General features: G+C 62.3%; 15 protein-coding genes and 1 pseudogene. 6 read left to right on the top strand and 10 right to left on the bottom strand.

The window, feature by feature from the left end:
- Nucleotide 1: 1 nt before the first annotated feature.
- The 4 genes from pheA to mtnA all read right to left on the bottom strand — a co-directional run bounded on the left by pheA (nt 2) and on the right by mtnA (nt 6577).
- The gene (gene pheA / locus BLL36_RS04875; RefSeq protein WP_003172650.1) at nt 2-1096 is read right to left on the bottom strand and encodes a prephenate dehydratase; all 1095 of its coding nucleotides are present in this window, start codon (nt 1094-1096) and stop codon (nt 2-4) included.
- Nucleotides 1096-2181 (bottom strand): 3-phosphoserine/phosphohydroxythreonine transaminase, encoded by a 1086-nt coding sequence (gene serC, locus BLL36_RS04870; protein WP_076950509.1) that lies wholly within the window; start codon nt 2179-2181, stop codon nt 1096-1098. The genes pheA and serC overlap by 1 nt, the downstream gene beginning before the upstream one ends.
- A gap of 241 nt (nt 2182-2422) precedes the next feature.
- Nucleotides 2423-5077 carry a DNA gyrase subunit A gene (gene gyrA, locus BLL36_RS04865; protein ID WP_076950347.1) on the bottom strand — a complete coding sequence of 885 codons (2655 nt, stop codon included), beginning with the start codon at nt 5075-5077 and terminating at the stop codon, nt 2423-2425.
- Between the two features lie 423 nt (nt 5078-5500).
- Nucleotides 5501-6577 (bottom strand): S-methyl-5-thioribose-1-phosphate isomerase, encoded by a 1077-nt coding sequence (mtnA, locus tag BLL36_RS04860; RefSeq protein ID WP_076950346.1) that lies wholly within the window; start codon nt 6575-6577, stop codon nt 5501-5503.
- Nucleotides 6578-6685: 108 nt separating this feature from the next.
- On the opposite strand from mtnA, the gene BLL36_RS04855 reads away from it, so the two are divergent.
- The 4 genes from BLL36_RS04855 to BLL36_RS04840 all read left to right on the top strand — a co-directional run bounded on the left by BLL36_RS04855 (nt 6686) and on the right by BLL36_RS04840 (nt 10268).
- On the top strand, nt 6686-8017 hold the full coding sequence (locus tag BLL36_RS04855) for a TRZ/ATZ family hydrolase (RefSeq protein WP_076950345.1): 1332 nt from the start codon (nt 6686-6688) through the stop codon (nt 8015-8017).
- Nucleotides 8018-8046: 29 nt separating this feature from the next.
- A complete protein-coding gene (gene ubiG, locus BLL36_RS04850; protein WP_076950344.1) occupies nt 8047-8745 on the top strand; it encodes a bifunctional 2-polyprenyl-6-hydroxyphenol methylase/3-demethylubiquinol 3-O-methyltransferase UbiG in 699 nt (232 codons plus the stop codon).
- 4 nt (nt 8746-8749) lie between these two features.
- The gene (gene mupP / locus BLL36_RS04845) at nt 8750-9421 is read left to right on the top strand and encodes an N-acetylmuramic acid 6-phosphate phosphatase MupP (protein WP_076950343.1); all 672 of its coding nucleotides are present in this window, start codon (nt 8750-8752) and stop codon (nt 9419-9421) included.
- Nucleotides 9422-9527: 106 nt separating this feature from the next.
- Nucleotides 9528-10268: a YciK family oxidoreductase gene (locus BLL36_RS04840; RefSeq protein ID WP_076950342.1), complete on the top strand. Its 741-nt coding sequence runs from the start codon at nt 9528-9530 to the stop codon at nt 10266-10268.
- A 244-nt stretch (nt 10269-10512) separates the two neighbouring features.
- On the opposite strand, the gene BLL36_RS04835 is transcribed toward BLL36_RS04840, so the two are convergent.
- The 6 genes and pseudogenes from BLL36_RS04835 to BLL36_RS04810 form a co-directional block, all read right to left on the bottom strand.
- Nucleotides 10513-12027 (bottom strand): ABC transporter substrate-binding protein, encoded by a 1515-nt coding sequence (locus tag BLL36_RS04835; protein WP_076950341.1) that lies wholly within the window; start codon nt 12025-12027, stop codon nt 10513-10515.
- A 32-nt stretch (nt 12028-12059) separates the two neighbouring features.
- Nucleotides 12060-13031 (bottom strand): ABC transporter ATP-binding protein, encoded by a 972-nt coding sequence (locus BLL36_RS04830; protein ID WP_076950340.1) that lies wholly within the window; start codon nt 13029-13031, stop codon nt 12060-12062.
- Nucleotides 13028-13984, bottom strand: a complete 957-nt coding sequence (locus BLL36_RS04825; RefSeq protein WP_076950339.1) for an ABC transporter ATP-binding protein — start codon at nt 13982-13984, stop codon at nt 13028-13030. The genes BLL36_RS04830 and BLL36_RS04825 overlap by 4 nt, the downstream gene beginning before the upstream one ends.
- A pseudogene (locus BLL36_RS04820) lies at nt 13981-14828 on the bottom strand (ABC transporter permease). The gene BLL36_RS04825 and the pseudogene BLL36_RS04820 overlap by 4 nt, the downstream one beginning before the upstream one ends.
- Nucleotides 14825-15772, bottom strand: a complete 948-nt coding sequence (locus tag BLL36_RS04815) for an ABC transporter permease (protein WP_076950338.1) — start codon at nt 15770-15772, stop codon at nt 14825-14827. The pseudogene BLL36_RS04820 and the gene BLL36_RS04815 overlap by 4 nt, the downstream one beginning before the upstream one ends.
- A 3-nt stretch (nt 15773-15775) precedes the next feature.
- On the bottom strand, nt 15776-16663 hold the full coding sequence (locus BLL36_RS04810; protein ID WP_076950337.1) for a proline iminopeptidase-family hydrolase: 888 nt from the start codon (nt 16661-16663) through the stop codon (nt 15776-15778).
- A gap of 183 nt (nt 16664-16846) precedes the next feature.
- On the opposite strand from BLL36_RS04810, the gene BLL36_RS04805 reads away from it, so the two are divergent.
- The gene (locus tag BLL36_RS04805; RefSeq protein ID WP_076950336.1) at nt 16847-17611 is read left to right on the top strand and encodes a LuxR family transcriptional regulator; all 765 of its coding nucleotides are present in this window, start codon (nt 16847-16849) and stop codon (nt 17609-17611) included.
- 93 nt (nt 17612-17704) lie between these two features.
- On the top strand, nt 17705-18637 hold the full coding sequence (locus BLL36_RS04800) for a proline iminopeptidase-family hydrolase (RefSeq protein ID WP_076950335.1): 933 nt from the start codon (nt 17705-17707) through the stop codon (nt 18635-18637).
- The last annotated feature ends 57 nt before the right edge of the window (nt 18638-18694 follow it).

Here is an 18694-nt window from a genome sequence, read left to right as displayed (position 1 = left end):
CTCACAAAACCGCTTTCGGGTAAGAGCCCAGCACCTTGAGTGCCACGGCTTCCTGACTGATTTTCTCGAGCACGCCCTTGACCAGCGGGTCGCGGTGATGGCCGATGAAGTCGATAAAGAACACGTAGGTCCATTTACCGCTGCGCGAAGGACGGGTCTCGATGCGCGTCAGGTCAATCCCATTGTCGTGGAACGGCACCAGCAGCTCATGCAGCGCGCCGGGCTTGTTGCTCATGGAGACGATGATCGAGGTCTTGTCGTCGCCGGTCGGCGGCACTTCCTGGCTGCCGATCATCAAAAAGCGCGTGGAGTTGTCCGGGCGGTCCTCGATTTTTTCCGCCAGGCGCGTCAGGCCATACAGGCCCGCCGCCATGTCCCCGGCGATGGCCGCCGAGTTCCATTCACCCTTGACCCGCTTGGCCGCCTCGGCGTTGCTGGACACCGCCACGCGCTCGACATTCGGGTAATGCGCGTCCAGCCACTTGCGGCACTGGGCCAATGACTGCGCGTGGGAGTAGATGCGGCTGATGCTGTCGGTCTTGGTGTTCTCGCCCACCAGCAGGTGGTGGTGGATACGCAGCTCGACTTCGCCGCAAATCACCATGTCGTGTTCCAGGAAGCTGTCCAGCGTGTGGTTGACCGCGCCTTCGGTGGAGTTTTCCACCGGCACCACGCCAAAATTCACCGCGCCGGCCGCCACTTCACGAAAGACTTCGTCGATGGCGGCCATCGGCTTGCTGATCACCGCGTGGCCGAAGTGCTTCATGGCCGCCGCTTGAGTGAAGGTGCCTTCGGGGCCGAGGTACGCCACTTTCAGCGGCTGCTCCAGCGCGAGGCACGACGACATGATTTCGCGGAACAACCGCGCCATCTCTTCGTTGCCCAGCGGGCCCTTGTTGCGCTCCATCACGCGCTTGAGCACCTGGGCTTCACGCTCGGGACGGTAGAACACCGGCACTTCGCCTTCGGCCAGGGAAGCCATTTTCACGCGTGCCACTTCTTGGGCGCACCGCGCGCGCTCACTGATCAGCTCAAGGACTTTCTCGTCCAGGCTGTCAATGCGTACGCGCAGGGCCTTGAGTTCTTGTTCGGACATTAGCCGTGTTCCTTTTCGAACTCTGCCATGTAAGCCACCAACGCGTTGATGGCGTGGATGTCGACAGCGTTATAGATGGAGGCGCGCATGCCACCGACCGAACGGTGACCCTTAAGGTTCAGCAAGCCGCGCTCGTCGGCGCCGGCCAGGAACGGCTTGTCGAGACGGTCGTCCGCCAGGCGGAACGGCACGTTCATCCACGAGCGGTCGCTGAGGTTGATCGGGTTGCTGTACAGGCCGCTGGCGTCGATGAAGTCGTACAGGGTGCGCTTCTTCACTTCGTTGAGCTTGCCCATGGCGGCGACACCGCCCTGCTCTTTCAGCCATTCGAACACCAGGCCGGACAGGTACCAGGCGAATGCCGGCGGGGTGTTGTACATCGAGCCGTTATCGGCCGCGACCTTGTAGTTGAGCATGGTGGGGCACAGCGAACGGGCGCGGCCGAGCAGGTCTTCACGGATGATGCTGACCAGGATGCCGCTCGGGCCGATGTTCTTCTGTGCGCCGGCGTAGATCATGCCGTACTTGGACACGTCGATCGGGCGCGACAGGATGTCCGAGGACATGTCGCACACCAGCGGGACGTCGCCCACTTGCGGCACCCAGTCGAATTGCAGGCCGCCGATGGTTTCGTTCGCGACGTAGTGCACGTAGGCCGCGTCCTTGGACAGCTTCCACTCGTTCTGGCCGGGAATCGCGAAGTAGTCGTAAGGCTTGGCGGTGCCCGCCACATTGATATGGCCGTAACGCGAGGCCTCTTCAATGGCCTTCTGCCCCCAGATACCGGTGTCGATGTAGTCGGCCGTGCCGCTCTCGGGCAGCAGGTTCAGCGGAATCTGCGCAAACTGCTGGCTGGCGCCGCCCTGCAGGAACAGCACTTTGTAGTTGGACGGGATGCCCAGCAAGTCGCGCAGGTCCTGCTCGGCCTTGGTGGCGATGGACACGAACTCATCACTGCGATGGCTCATTTCCATCACGGAGAGGCCTTTTCCATGCCAGTCGAGGAGTTCACCCTGCGCGCGCTGCAGGACTGCTTCAGGAAGCGCCGCGGGACCGGCACAGAAGTTATAGGCTCTCTTGCTCACATCCAATCTCACTTTGATTTGGTGGGGCTGCAATCATGTTCCACAACACCCTTTCGCTGGAGCGAACCCTCGTGGGAGCTGGCTTGCCTGCGATACAGGCACCGCGGTAGTTCCAGTAATACCGCGGTGATGCTATCGCAGGCAAGCCAGCTCCCACAGGGATCGGAGCCAGACCAAGGACATGTTTCATACGGGACAAACAACAAGGGGGCGAATCTTCATCCGCCCCCTGTGTGTCCGCTTATTCCTGCGGTTCTTCTTCGTCTGCGGCTGCATCGAGGGTTGGCTCGTCGACGTTGTCATCGCCGGTTGCGATCACCTCGCCTTCAAAGTCTTCACCTTCGAGCTCTTCGCCTTCGACTTCCGAGGGTTCCTGCACACGCTCCAGGCCCACCAGTTTTTCGTCCTTGGCCAGCTTGATCAAGGTTACGCCCTGGGTGTTACGGCCCAGGCTCGACACTTCGGCGACACGGGTACGCACCAGGGTGCCCTGGTCGGAAATCAGCATGATTTCCTCGCCGTCGAGCACCTGGACCGCGCCGACCAGACGGCCGTTGCGGTCGTTGCTGACCATGGCGATCACGCCCTGGCCGCCACGCTTGTACTCCGGGAACTCGCTGATGGCCGTGCGTTTGCCATAACCACGCTCGGACGCGGTGAGGATCTGGCTGCCTTCTTCCGGGATCAGCATCGAAATCAGCTTCTGCCCTTCCGGCAGGCGCATGCCGCGCACACCGCGGGCGGTACGGCCCATGGCGCGAACGTCGGATTCCTTGAAGCGCGTGACCTTGCCGCCGTCGGAGAACAGCATGACTTCACGCTCGCCATCGGTGATCGCAGCGGAGATCAGTACGTCGCCTTCATCCAGCTCGAGGGCGATCAGGCCCACGCTGCGTTGACGGCTGAAGGATTCCAGCGGGGTCTTCTTCACGGTGCCCTTGGCGGTGGCCATGAAGATGAAGTGACCTTCGGTGTATTCGTCCACTGGCAGCATGGTGGTGATGTATTCATCACTGTCCAGCGGCAGCAGGTTGACCAGTGGGCGACCACGGGCGGCGCGGGACGCTTCCGGAATTTCGTAGGTCTTGAGCCAGTACACCTTGCCCTTGCTGGAGAACAGCAGCAGCGTGGTGTGGCTGTTGGCGACCAGCAGGTGAGCGATGTAGTCCTCGTCCTTCACGCCGGTAGCCGATTTACCTTTACCACCACGACGCTGGGCCTGGTACGCAGCCAGCGGCTGGGTCTTGGCGTAGCCACCATGGGAGATGGTCACCACGCGCTCTTCTTCCGGGATCATGTCGCCCAGGGTCAGGTCGAGGCGCGCATCGAGGATCTCGGTGCGGCGCACGTCGCCGTATTCGGCGCGGATCACTTCCAGTTCTTCGCGGATCACTTCCATCAGGCGCACGGCGCTGTTGAGGATGCGGATCAGCTCGCCGATCTGGTTGAGGATCTCCTGGTACTCGGCCAGCAGCTTCTCGTGCTCCAGGCCGGTGAGGCGGTGCAGGCGCAGTTCCAGGATGGCCTGGGCCTGTTCCGGCGACAGGAAATACTTGCCTTCACGCAGGCCGTATTGCGGGTCCAGGGTCTCGGGGCGGCAGGAATCGGCGCCGGCGCGTTCAACCATCGCCACTACGGCGCTGGATTCCCACGGCATCTTGATCAGCGCTTCTTTAGCTTCCGACGGCGTCGGCGAAGCCTTGATCAGGGCGATCACCGGGTCGATGTTCGACAGCGCAACCGCCTGGCCTTCCAGGATGTGGCCGCGCTCGCGGGCCTTGCGCAGTTCGAACACGGTACGGCGGGTGACCACTTCGCGGCGGTGACGCACGAAGGCTTCCAGCAGATCCTTGAGGTTCAGGATGCGTGGGCGGCCGTCGATCAGGGCAACCACGTTGATACCAAACACGCTTTGCAGCTGGGTCTGGGCGTAGAGGTTGTTGAGGATCACCTCGGGCACTTCGCCACGACGCAGCTCGATCACCACGCGCATACCGTCTTTGTCGGACTCGTCGCGCAGTTCGGTGATGCCTTCGAGCTTCTTCTCTTTAACCAGCTCGGCGATCTTCTCGATCAGACGCGCCTTGTTCAACTGGTAAGGGAGTTCGGTGATGACGATCTGCTGGCGGCCACCGACCTTGTCGATGTCTTCGATCATCGAGCGGGCGCGCATATAGATGCGGCCGCGACCGGTGCGGTAGGCTTCGATGATGCCGGCGCGGCCGTTGATGATCGCGGCGGTCGGGAAGTCCGGGCCGGGGATGTACTGCATCAGCTCATCGACGGTCAGCTCGGGGTTGTCGATGAGGGCCAGGCAACCGTCGATGACTTCACCGAGGTTGTGCGGCGGGATGTTGGTCGCCATGCCCACGGCGATACCGCTGGAACCGTTGACCAGCAGGTTGGGAATACGGGTGGGCATGACGGCCGGGATCATTTCGGTGCCGTCGTAGTTCGGCACCCAGTCCACGGTTTCTTTGTGCAGGTCGGCCAGCAGCTCGTGCGCCAGCTTGGTCATGCGCACTTCGGTGTATCGCATGGCCGCGGCGTTGTCGCCGTCGACCGAACCGAAGTTGCCCTGGCCGTCTACCAGCAAGTAGCGCAGGGAAAACGGCTGGGCCATCCGAACGATGGTGTCGTACACCGCAGTGTCGCCGTGAGGGTGATACTTACCGATCACGTCACCGACAACACGGGCAGATTTCTTGTACGGCTTGTTCCAGTCGTTACCCAGCTCGCTCATCGCGAACAGTACACGCCGGTGCACGGGCTTCAAGCCGTCGCGCGCATCAGGCAGTGCCCGACCGACGATGACGCTCATCGCGTAGTCGAGGTAGGACTGTTTCAGCTCGTCTTCGATATTGACCGGGAGGATTTCTTTGGCCAGTTCGCCCATGAGAAGCCTGATTCCTTTTTCGGGTGAAACCTCGTCACATCCATTCGGGACGAACGAAGCTCGCCGTTGCCGGCAGAGTGCCTGACAACGACTTACGACAAATCAACGAGTTATGACACGGATCTGCACGTTATAGGCCACCCCTCGGGGTGGCCCTGGAAACCGCCGGATGTTATCACAATCGCCGCCACGCACCTATCCCCCTGATGCGCATGGAGGCTAGTAATTTGACCGGTGACAGGCTTGAGAGGGACGAGAGGGGCTCAGAGGTGGGGTGGTGCTGTTTTTGGAGGGTGGATCCGAGGGGTTTATTGACTTTGAGGGCCAATCGCGGGCAAGCCCGCTCCCACATTTTGATTTGTGAACACAATCAGTGTGGGAGCTGGCTTGCCTGCGATAGCAATCTGACAGGCGCCAGGGATCTCAATGCAACCGCTTACGGCACATCAATTTGGCCAGCTTGGCCGTATCCGGCCGCTCGACAACGCCCTTCTCCGTCACGATCACATCGATCAGATCCGCCGGCGTCACGTCGAATACCGGGTTGTACGCACTCACATCCGCCGCGAAACGCTGGCCGGCGACTTCCAGCAGCTCGCCGGCATCGCGCTCTTCCAGGGCAACATCATCGCCAGTGGCCATCATCAGGTCCAGGGTCGAACTCGGCGCCACCACCATGAACCGCACGCCGTGGTGCATGGCGCACACCGCCAGTTGATAGGTGCCGATCTTGCCGATCACATCACCATTGGCGGCAATGCAGTCGGCGCCGACGATCACCCAGGTCACACCCTTGGTCTTGAGGATATGCGCACCGGCCGAGTCGGCATTTACCGTCACCGGGATGCCGTCGCCCGCCAGCTCCCAGGCGGTCAGGCGCGAGCCTTGCAGCCAGGGCCGGGTTTCATTGGCATACACCTGTTCGACCATGCCTTCCAGGTAGGCCGCGCGGATCACCCCGAGGGCCGTGCCGACACCGCCGGTCGCCAGGGCGCCGGCATTGCCGTGGGTGAGGATCGCCTGGGCATTGCCCTGGTGCTTGCGGATCAGCTCGACACCCAGTTGGGCCATGGTGAGGTTGGCTTCGCGATCACTCTCGTGGATCGCAATCGCCTCGGCTTCCAGCACCGCCAGCGGATCGGCGTGCTTCTTGACGCGGTCCAGGCGGTCGCGCATGCGCTTCAGTGCCCAGAACAGGTTCGACGCGGTCGGTCGTGTATCGGCCAGCAATGCGTAGTCTTCTTCCCATGCGGCCTGCCAGTCACCGCCTTCGGCAATGCGTTCGCGAGCGGCCAGCACCAGGCCATACGCAGCGCTGATGCCGATGGCCGGCGCACCGCGCACCACCATCGAACGGATCGCGGCGGCCACCTCGTCGACCGTCACGCAGGCCACCCAGCTTTCGCGCGACGGCAAGGCACGCTGATCGAGCAGATACAGCGCGCCATCACGCCAATCGATGGCTTTCACTTTCTCCGCTGCCAACAGTCGATCGCGCATCCCTTACTCCGCACTCATGAACAAAGCCGCCGATTATAGCGATCCGCCAGCCAGGACGCTCGGGTATACTTCGCTCTTCTTTTATAGCTGCCTGGGAAGAAGCCCGCGATGACTGCCACTGCCGCCCCGCTCGACTTATTGTTGCTGCCAACCTGGCTGGTACCTGTCGAACCCGCCGGCGTGGTGCTCAAGGAACATGGCCTGGGCATCCGCGACGGGCGCATCGCCTTTATCGGGCCACGGGCCGCGGCCTTGAAGCTTTCGGCCGTTGAGGTACGCGAACTGCCCGGCATGCTGCTCAGCCCCGGCCTGGTCAACGCCCACGGGCACGCGGCGATGAGCCTGTTTCGCGGCCTGGCCGACGATTTGCCGCTGATGACCTGGCTGGAAAAACACATCTGGCCCGCCGAGGCCAAATGGGTCGATGAAGCCTTCGTGCGCGACGGCACCGACCTGGCCATCGCCGAACAGCTCAAGGGCGGCATCACCTGCTTCTCGGACATGTACTTCTACCCCAAGGTCGCCAGCGACTGCGTGCACAACAGCGGTATCCGCGCGCAGATCGCGATTCCGATCCTCGACTTCCCGATTCCCGGCGCCGGCAGTGCCGATGAGGCGATCCGCCAAGGCATCGAGCTGTTCGGCGACCTCAAGCACCACTCGCGCATCAAGATCACCTTCGGCCCCCACGCGCCCTACACGGTGTGCGACGCCAACCTGGAGAAAATCCGGGTGATCGCCGAAGAGCTGGACGCCGCGATCCATATGCACGTGCATGAAACCGCCTTCGAAGTGCAGCAAGCCGTCGAGCAGACCGGCGAGCGCCCACTGGCGCGCCTGGGACGCCTGGGCCTGCTGGGCCCGCGCCTCCAAGCCGTTCATATGACCCAAATCAGCGAGGATGACCTGGCTTTGCTGGTAGAAAGCAACACCAGCGTCATCCATTGCCCGGAATCGAACCTTAAATTGGCCAGCGGCTTCTGCCCGGTTGAACGCCTGTGGCAGGCTGGCGTCAATGTGGCTATAGGCACCGACGGCGCCGCCAGCAACAACGACCTCGACCTGCTGGGCGAAACCCGCACCGCCGCGATGCTGGCCAAGGCCGTTGCAGGCTCGGCCACGGCGCTGGACGCCCATCGCGCGCTGCGCATGGCGACGCTCAATGGCGCGCGGGCCATGGGCCTGGAAGGCGAGATCGGCTCGCTGGAAGTCGGCAAGGCCGCGGATATCGTCGCCTTCGATCTGTCGGGGCTGGCGCAACAACCGATCTATGATCCGGTCTCGCAGCTTATCTATGCCACCGGTCGCGATTGCGTGAAACACCTTTGGGTCGCCGGCAAGCAATTGCTCGACGACCGACGATTGACCCGCATGGATGAAGCACAGTTGACCGCCACGGCCATTGCCTGGGGACAACGCATCAGCGGGCACAGCGAATAAACCGAATTATCAGCTTTAGAGGATTCACCATGAGCAACGTCGACCACGCCGAAATCGCCAAGTTCGAAGCCCTGGCCCACCGCTGGTGGGACCGCGAAAGCGAGTTCAAGCCCCTGCACGACATCAACCCGTTGCGGGTGAACTGGATTGACGAACGCGTCAACCTGGCCGGCAAGAACGTGCTGGACGTGGGGTGCGGCGGCGGCATCCTCAGCGAAGCCATGGCCCTGCGCGGCGCCACCGTGATGGGCATTGACATGGGTGAAGCCCCGTTGGCCGTGGCTCGCTTGCACCAGCTGGAATCCGGCGTGAGCGTGGAATACCGCCAGATCACCGCCGAAGCCCTGGCTGAAGAGATGCCCGGGCAGTTCGACGTGGTTACCTGCCTTGAGATGCTGGAGCACGTGCCGGACCCGTCTTCGGTGATCCGTGCGTGCTTCCGAATGGTCAAGCCGGGCGGCCAGGTGTTCTTCTCCACTATCAACCGCAACCCCAAGGCCTACCTGTTCGCGATCATCGGCGCCGAATACATCATGAAGCTGCTGCCGCGCGGCACCCATGACTTCAAGAAATTCATCCGCCCGTCCGAGCTGGGCGCCTGGAGCCGCCAGGCCGGGCTGACCGTCAAGGACATCATCGGTTTGACCTACAACCCGCTGACCAAGCACTACAAGCTGGCCAGCGACGTTGACGTCAACTACATGATCCAGACCCTGCGCGAGGAGTAAGCCCGTGAAGTTGCGAGCGGTTATCTTCGACATGGACGGTACCCTGCTGGACACCGCGCCGGACTTTATCGCCATCTGCCAGGCGATGCGTGCCGATCGCGGCCTGCCGCCGGTCAACGACCAGCACATCCGCGATGAAATCTCCGGCGGTGCACGGGCAATGGTTGCGGTGACTTTCTCGATGGACCCGGAATCTCCGGGTTTTGAAGAACTGCGCCAGGAATTCCTCGAGCGCTACCTCAAGGGCTGCGCGGTCCACAGCCGGCTCTTCGACGGGATGGCCGAACTGCTCGAAGACATCGAGAAAGCCAACCTGATCTGGGGCGTAGTCACCAACAAGCCGCTGCGGTTTGCCGAACCGATCATGCAGCAACTGGGCCTGGCCGAGCGCTCTGCCGTGCTGATTTGCCCGGACCATGTGAAAAACAGCAAGCCGGACCCGGAGCCGATGATCCTGGCGTGCAAGATGCTCAACCTGGACCCTGCCAGCGTACTGTTCGTGGGGGATGACCTGCGTGATATCGAGTCCGGCCGCGACGCCGGGACGCGCACGGCGGCGGTGACTTACGGCTATATCCACCCGGACGACAACCCGCGTCACTGGGGCGCCGACGTGGTGGTGGATCACCCGTTGGAACTGCGCAAGGTGCTGGATAACGCGCTGTGCAGTTGCTGATGGGCCACCGCCCTCACTGATTAATGAAGATCAAAATGTGGGGCTCCCACAGGAATTGGATTCCACACTGAGGGCTGTTCCACTGTGAATTTTGTCGAGGCTATTTATGTTTGATTACTGCGCACCTCCAGATCTGCTCAAAGGCCGGGTGATCCTGGTGACCGGCGCCGGGCGCGGGATTGGCGCGGCGGCGGCGAAAACCTACGCCGCGCATGGCGCGACGGTGCTGTTGCTGGGCAAGACCGAAGCCAACCTGGCCCAGGTGTATGACCAGATCGAAGCCGCGGGCCAGCCGCAACCGGTGGTGATTCCGTTCAACCTGGAGACCGCCCTGCCCCATCAATACGATGAGCTGGCGGCGATGATCGAGAAAGAATTCGGCCACCTCGACGGCCTGCTGCACAACGCCTCGATCATCGGCCCGCGCACGCCGATCGAGCAGTTGTCCGGCGAAAACTTCATGCGCGTGATGCACGTGAACGTCAACGCCATGTTCATGCTGACCAGCACCTTGCTGCCGCTGCTCAAGCTGTCGAAGGACGCGTCGGTGGTATTCACCTCCAGCAGCGTCGGGCGCAAGGGCCGGGCGTATTGGGGGGCTTACGGGGTGTCGAAGTTCGCTACCGAAGGCCTGATGCAGACCCTGGCCGATGAGCTCGAAGACGTGGCGGCGGTGCGCGCCAACAGCATCAACCCCGGCGGCACACGCACCAGCATGCGGGCCCAGGCGTATCCGGGGGAAAACCCGATGGAACGGCCGGCGCCGGAGGAAATCATGCCGGTGTATTTGTACCTGATGGGGCCGGACAGTACTGGCATCAATGGCCAGGCGTTCGATGCGCAGTAACCCCTGACACACCGCAGAACCAAAAATGTGGGAGCTGGCTTGCCTGCGATAGCAGTGTAGTGAGCGGGCTTGTCGAATCGTCGCACCGCCCGCGTTGGGCTGCGAAGCCGCCCCAATAAAGACACCGCCAACCTCCGGGCGGAACCGAGTCGCCTGGTTTGGGGCGGCTTCGCCACCCAGCGCGGGGCAAGCCCGCTCACTACAGACCGCCTTCGCGAGCCAGCTCCCACATTTGATTGAAATGTTAGTTTTTCACCACTTCCTCAAGGGTGAAACGCCCCAGCGGGTTTTGCAGGAAGTTGCTCACATTCTTGCGTGAGATGTTGATGTACGGGCTGTAATACAAGTCGATCCAGTTAACGTCCTGTTTCGCCAGTTTCTGCAGCTCGACATACATTTGCTCACGCTTGGCCGGGTCGGCCTCGATCCGTGCGGCGGCCACCAGGTCCTTGACCTTGTCGTTCTTGTAGCGGGTCATGTAGTTCTGGTTGGTGTCGTGGCCCAGCACGAAGGTGGTCTTCTGGTCCGGGTCGAGGATGTCGTTGGTCCAGTACATCACCGAAATATCGTACTCACCGTCCACCAGCATCTGCCAGCTCTGGGTCGGGTCGACCTTTTGCAGGTTGGCGGTCACGCCGACCTTGGCCAGTTGGTCCTTGATGATCACCGCGATCTGCTCGTCGGCCTCGTTGCCGGCGTTGACCACGTAGTTGAGTTTCAAGTCCTTGGCGCCGGCCTGTTCCAGCAGCTTCTTGGCGGCGGTCGGGTCATACGGGCGTTGCAGGTTGTTGGCGTAGTGGTACAGCGAGCCTTTCGGGATGTAGGAATACGCCACGGTGCCCTGGCCGTAAGTGGCGGTCTTGACCAGCGATTGTTTATCGATGGCCATGTCCAGCGCCTGGCGAACTTCCGGCTTGGCCAGCAGCCCATGTGCGTGGTTGATCAGCAGGTGATCTTCACGGGTGGACGGGTCGGCGTGGATCACCACGTTCTTGTCTTTCTTCAGCTCTTCAACCCGTGAGAAAGGTACGAAGATTGCGGTGTCCAGCTCGTTGTTCTGCACCATGCGCATGCGCGTATTGTCATCGGTGACCGACACCCACTCCACGCCATCCAGGCTCACCTGCTTGGCCTGCCAGAAGTTCGGGTTCTTCTTGAGGATGACGCGATCGCCCTTGCGCCATTCTTCCACCGTAAATGCGCCGGAGGTCACCGGGTTTTCCGAGTAGGCGTCTTCGCCCATCTTGGTCATGGCTTTTTCCGACAGGATCGACACCGTCGGCGACGCCAGTTGCGAGAGGAAGGCGACGGCCGGGGTCTTCAGCGTGACCACCAGGGTCTTCGGGTCCGATGCCTTGGCGGTGTTGATCAGGTTGAACGGGTCGGCCCACAGCGAGGCCTTGTTGTCGCGGATGCGCAACAGGCTGAACGCCGCATCGTCAGCGGTGATCGGCGAGCCATCGGAGAACTTGGCATCACGCAGCTTGAAGGTGTACGTCAGGCCGTCCTTGGAAATGTCCCAGCTTTCGGCCAGGCCCGGTTCCATCTTGGTCCCCAGGTTGTCCACGCGCACCAGGGTGTCGTAGACGTTGGCGAACACCCAGGTGTCGCGGTTCTGTGCGCTTTTGATCGGGTCGAACGTGGTGCTGTCTTCACGGCAGCCGATGGTGAGTACACCAGCGGCCTGTGCCAGTCCCGCACTCAGGGACCAGGCGGTCAACGTAGCGGCGGCGAGCAACTTCAAGTGGCGCGATTGCATATCACAACTCCTTGTTAATGAATGGCAGAGGGTCAAAGCAAAGGTTCTTCAAGCACGCAACTGTATCGATGCTCGTGCAGGAAATGGGTCGGCGGCAATACCACGGAACACATTGCGCGGGCGTGCCGGCAACGTGGGTGAAAGGCGCAGCCCGTAGGTAAATTCAGCGGGCTCGGTGGTTCGCCCGGCAGAGGCTGCGTAGGCAACGGCCGATGCGGATCGATCTCGGGGATCGCCTGGATCAACGCCGCCGTGTAGGGATGGCGCGGCGCGGTGAAGACCGCTTCCACCGGCCCCTCCTCGACGATCTTGCCCAGGTACATCACCGCCACGCGGTCGCACAGCCTGCGCACGATAGCCAGGTCATGGGCGATAAACAGGATTGCCAGGTTCATGCGCTGTTGCAGTTCCAGCAGCAGGTTGATGATCTGGCCCTGGATCGACACGTCCAGCGCCGCCACGCACTCATCGGCAATGATCAGCCGTGGCTCCACCGCCAGCGCCCGGGCGATGCCGACGCGCTGGCACTGGCCGCCGCTGAGGGAGCCGGGTTTACGGCTGGCCAGTTCGGGGCGCAGGCCGACCAGGTCGAGCAGTTCGTTAACCCGGGCGGGAATCTGCGCGGGCGCGACCTTGCGCTGCACGCGCAGCACTTCGGCAAGGGTTTCGCCGATGGTCTGGCGCGGGTTCAGCGCGGCATAAGGGTCCTGGAAAATCATTGCGGTTTCATGCCGCAATCGGGTGATGTCGATCGCACTGCCGTGCGCCATGTCGACGCCATCGAACAACACCTGGCCGGCACTGATCAGGTTGAGGTGCAAGACCGCCCGGCCCAGGGTGCTCTTGCCACTGCCGGACTCACCGACCAACCCCAGGGTTTCACCCGCCGCCAGGTCCAGGGACACGCCGTTCACCGCCCTCACCCACTGCTTGTTCAAGCCGAACAAGCCGCTGCCGGACGCGGCAAACTTCACTTCGAGGTCCTTGATCTGCAACAGGCTCATGGCTGCGCTCCCAAAGGGTAATGACAGGCGACCCGCGAGCCTTGCGGCAGCGCTTCGGTGCACAAGGCGCCAACCTGTGGGCAACGCGGGTTGAACCGGCAGCCGCTGGGCAGCGCGTCCAGCAACGGCGGTTGCCCGGGGATGGTGCGCAACAGCGCGTGACCGCTGCTATGGGCAGGCTGGCAATCGATCAGGCCCGCGGTGTAAGGATGCTGCGGATGGGCCAGCAGCTCATATTTGCTGCCGTGCTCGCACAGGCGTCCGGCATACATCACGGCGATGGCATCGCAGGTTTGCGCGACCACGCCGAGGTCGTGGGTAATCATGATGATCGACAGGCCGCGTTGGTCACGCAGCTCCAGCAACAACCGCAGGATTTGCGCCTGCACCGTCACATCCAGGGCCGTGGTCGGCTCGTCGGCGATCAGCACCTTGGGGTTGCAGCCCAGGGCCACGGCGATCATCGCCCGTTGGCGCATGCCCCCGGAAAACTCGTGGGGGTAGTTGTCGACCCGCGCCTGGGGATCGGGAATGCCAACCTGGCGCAGTACGTCGATGGCCTGCAACCGCGCGTCTTTTTTCGACGCGCCCTGGTGCAGGCGAATGCCCTCGGCGATCTGCTCGCCGATGCGCATCAGCGGGTCGAGATGACTGCTGGGGTTCTGGAAGATCATGCCCAATTGCCCGCCGCGCACGGCGCGCATGCCGGCTTCATCGAGTTGCAGCAAGTCCTGGCCGGCCAGCCGAACCGCGCCGCCTTGCACACGCAAGTTGGCCGATGGCAGCAGGCGCATCAGGCCGCGACAGGCCATGGTCTTGCCGGAGCCGCTTTCCCCCACCAACCCGAGGATTTCGCCTTCGGCCAGGTCGAAGGACACGCGGTCCACCAGCGTGAGATCACGCCCGGCGTTGTTGGCGATCACGCTGAGGTCACGTACTTGCAGCAGGCTCATGAGCGATCCCCCAATACTTGGGCCACACCGTCGGCCAGCAGGCTGAACCCCATGGCCAGGGTCACGATGGCCAAGCCCGGAAAGGTGCAGATCCACCAGGCGGTGGTGATAAACGCTTGCCCTTCGGCGACCATCGTTCCCCATTCGGCGGTCGGCGGTTGCACGCCCAGGCCCAGGTAGCTCACGGCGGCACCATTGAGCAGCACCAGCACCGCGTCAGACATGGAAAACACAATCGAGCCGAACATCGCATTGGGCAGCAGGTGCCGGAACAGAATACGCCCGTGGCCAAACCCCAGGCTCTTGGCGGCCAGGGCAAAGTCGCTTTCCTTGAGCACCAGGATCTGCGAGCGGATCAGCCGCGCGTACGACACCCAGCCCACCAGCGCCATGGCGATATAGAAACTCTGCAAGCCAGGCCCGAGGATCGCCATGATCGCCAGCATCAGCACCAGGAACGGGAACGCCAGGATCACATCGATCACGCGCATGCAGACACTGTCGAAACGCCCGCCGATATACCCGGACACCGCGCCGATAAAGGTGCCGATCATGAACGGAAAAATGCCCCCGACGATGGCCAGTTGCAGGTCGATGCGCGCGCCCCAGATCACCCTCGAAAGGATGTCTCTGCCGTGCCAAATGGATGGGCAAGGCCTGGGCCAAGCAAACTGGCGTCGGTGTTTTGCGCAATCGGGTCATAGGGCGCGATCCACGGCGCAAACACGGCAAGCGCCAACCACACCAGCAAGATCAATAGGCCCCACGCAGCGGTCAGGCGGCCGTTGCGAAAACCAAAACGCAGGCGCAAGCGCCACGGGGCAATCATCGGGCGGCTGCTCATTGCATCTTCACTCGCGGGTCAAGGGCCACCGTCACCACGTCGGCGATAAAGTTGACCACCACCGTCGCGCAGGCCAGCACCATGGCCACGCCCTGCACTACCATGTAGTCGCGGGTAAAAATGCCGCGCACCAGCAGTTGGCCGATGCCGGGAATGGCGAACAGGCTTTCGATCACCACCGTGCCGCTGATCAGCCAGCCGATATTCACCGCCAGCAGGTTGACCGCCGGCACCAATGAATTGGGCAACACATGCCGGCGAAACACCGCGGCTTCCGACAGCCCACGCGCGCGGGCGGCGGTGACGTGGTCGGCCTGCAATTCCATCAACATGCTCGCGCGCAGGTTGCGCACCAGCACCGCCGACAGCGCCAGGGCAATGGTCAGGCACGGCAGCACCATATGGTGCGCCTTGTCCAGCCAGGTGCGGCCGTAACCGGAAACCGGAAACAGCCCCCACTGCACGCTCAGCAACAGGATCAGCATCAGGCCCAGCCAGAACGCCGGCATGCCCAGGCCGACCGTGGTGAACACGCGGATCAGGTTATCTGCCCAACCGCCCTTGTTGCGCGCGGCCGCGGTCGCCAGCGGCACCGCGATCAGCAGCGCCAGCACCACGCTGCCCAGCACCAGTACCAGGGTGGGCTCGATGCGGGTGACGATCAGCTTGAGGGCGTCGACCTTGTATAGCAGCGATTGGCCCAGGTCGCCCTTGAGCAGGTTTTTCAGGAAGTAAAAATATTGCAGCCACAACGGCTGGTCGAGGCCGTACTGGGCGCGGATCTTCAGCAAGGCATCCGGCGTGCTGCGCGAGCCGAGCAGCGCCCGGGCCGGGTCGCCGGGAATCGAGCGCACCAGCACAAAGGTGATCAGGCTGATGCCCAGCAGCACCGGCAGCAATTGCAGCGGCCGGGACAGCACAAAACGATAGCGCGCCAGGTTCATTCGTCAGCCTCGATGACGCGCGAGGAAGTCCAACAACACAGGGAAATACGCCTGGGGTTCCTCATAAAAGGGCATATGGCTGCTGTTGGGAAATACGTGCAGTTCAGCGTGTGTGGCCGAAAGCTTCATGCGCAGGGCGCAGGCCGGGGTGAGTTCGTCGTGCTGGCCGGTGGTGATCAGGATCGGCATCTTGAACGCTGCCATTTCGTCGAGACGGTTCCAGTCCTTGAGGTTGCCGATGTAGAGGAATTCGTTGGGTCCCTGCATGGTTTCGTAGGGGCCCATGTTCCAGTCGCCCAGGGAACGCTTGACCGGCTCGGGCCATTCGTCGAGGCGGCACACGTGGCGATAGTTGAGCAAGGTGATTGCGGCCTGGTATTGCGGATGGTCGAGGGTGCCCATGGCTTCGTGGCGCTGCATCATCGCCACGGTTTCGCTGCCGAGGGCGCCGCGAAGGCGCTCCAGTTCCCGGGACAGGTGCGGAATATCACCGACGGTGTTTGCCAGGATCAGGCTTTTCAGCGCATCGGGGTAATGGATGGCGTATTCGATTCCGAGCCAGCCGCCCCAGGAATGCCCGAGCAAATGCACACGCCCCAGGCCCAGGGCCTGGCGCACGGTTTCGACTTCTTCGACATAACGGCCGATTTCCCACAACGAAACGTCGGTGGGTCTGGCTGAAGCGCCCGTGCCAAGCTGGTCGAATGCAACCACTCGCAGGTTATGGTCTTTGAGCCAGCCATGGGCGTCGCGCAAGTAGTCACACGGCAGCCCAGGCCCGCCGTTGAGGCACAGCAGCACCTCGTCGCCCTGGCCAAAGCTGTAGACCACGAGCTCATGGCCATCGACTTGCACGCTGTACTGCTGGTCGGGGGCAATTTCACGCCACATGCATACATTCCTTGTGTAGTGTCGGCCTGGCAGGTAGCGGCCGTTTATCAGGCCAACACTACCGAGGATGCCGCGCGTCCATAACCTAGCATTTCTTATAGGTTTGGCCTGGCAGTCCTTCGCCGGGGCGTGGCATTCTACTTGCAGCAAGTCGAGATTCAAATGAATTCGGGAGCAGAACGGATGCTGGCCAAGCTGACTGCCTTAAACCACCGTCTGATGCCGGGCAGGAGCCTGGACGAGCAGATGGACAATACGTTTATCCTCGCCCAGCAGTTGGGCTTCGATGCACTGGTGTATGACTACAGCCCGGTGCCCATCGACCAGGATGGTGCATTGATCACCCCTTCGGTGCTCGAACTGCGCAACACCCCGCCAGACTGGCATGCCTTGTGGTGCAGCAAGGGGTTCTACCAGATTGATCCGGTGCAACATCTGGCCCTGAGCACGGTGTCACCCTTTGTGTGGTCCTATGACGTCAAGGTCGACACGCCTTTGCAGCGGATCATCGACCCCTGCCACGCGCCGGTCTCTTCCTACCTGCACGACCAGCAATTGACCTGCGGCGTCAGCGTGCCGATCCACCTGCCCCGTGGCGGCTTCGCCTCGCTGACCGGCCTGCGTACCGGCAAGGCCGGCAACGTATTGCAGGATGCGCAGCACACCCTGTCGGATTTCAGCCTGATTTCCCATGCCTTGCAGGAAGCGGCCTACCCGCTGTTCAGCAAAGAGCTGCGCACCTACCCGCATATCCACCTGACCAAACGCGAGCGCGAGTGCCTCAAATGGGCCGCCGACGGCCTGACCGCCGCCGAAATCGCCACGCAATTGAGCCGCTCACTGGCGGTGGTCACCCTGCACCTGGCCTCGGCGATGCACAAGCTGGGGGCCAAGAATCGCGTGCAGGCCGTGGTGCGCGCCACGCATTACCGCCTGCTTGAAGACTGACCCGGCGGCAAAACCTAGCTGTTTTGCTAGTTACCTGAATGTCTGCCACGCATTATCGTGTGCCTGATCCTATTTTTCAGAGCAGGGCACGAAATGGAATTCATCGAAAAAATCCGCGAAGGGTATGCGGCGTTTGGCGCCTACCAGACCTGGTACCGCATCACCGGCGACCTCTGCAGCGGCCGCACGCCCCTGGTGGTTATCCACGGCGGCCCCGGCTGCACCCATGATTATGTTGATGCGTTCAAGGATGTCGCCGCCAGCGGCCACGCCGTGATCCATTACGACCAGATCGGCAACGGCCGCTCGACCCACTTGCCGGAAAAAGACCCATCCTTCTGGACCGTGGGGCTGTTCCTCGCCGAATTGGACAACCTGCTGGACCACCTGCAGATCAGCGACAACTACGCGATCCTCGGCCAGTCCTGGGGCGGCATGCTCGGCAGTGAGCACGCCATGCTGCAGCCCAAGGGCCTGCGTGCCTTCATCCCGGCCAATTCGCCGACCTGCATGCGCACCTGGGTCAGTGAAGCTGAGCGTCTGCGCAAATTGTTGCCCCAGGGTGTGCATGAAACCCTGCTCAAGCACGAAGCCGCCGGCACTTACCAAGACCCGGACTACCTCGCCGCCTCGCGGGTGTTCTATGACCATCACGTGTGCCGGGTCAACCCGTGGCCAGAAGAGGTCGCGCGCACATTCGCCCAGGTCGACTCGGACCCGACGGTGTACCACGCCATGAGCGGGCCCACCGAGTTCCACGTGATCGGCAGCTTGAAGGACTGGAAATCGACGGGCCGGTTGTCGGCGATCAAGGTACCGACCCTGGTCATTTCCGGCCGGCACGACGAGGCCACGCCGTTGGTGGTCAAGCCGTTCCTGGATGAAATCGCCGATGTGCGCTGGGCGCTGTTTGAAGACTCCAGCCACATGCCCCATGTGGAAGAGCGCCAGGCGTGCATGGGGACGGTGGTGAAGTTTCTGGATGAGGTGTGTTCAGCTTCGTACACCGCCCTAAAGGCCGGCTGAGATCCAAAATGTGGGAGCTGGCTTGCCTGCGATAGCGGCGGTGAATTCACTATCGTA

The organism is Pseudomonas cedrina subsp. cedrina (genome assembly GCF_001983175.1).
GTDB classification, from domain to species: Bacteria; Pseudomonadota; Gammaproteobacteria; order Pseudomonadales; family Pseudomonadaceae; genus Aquipseudomonas; species Aquipseudomonas cedrina.
This window is presented reverse-complemented; position numbering and strand designations above follow the sequence as displayed.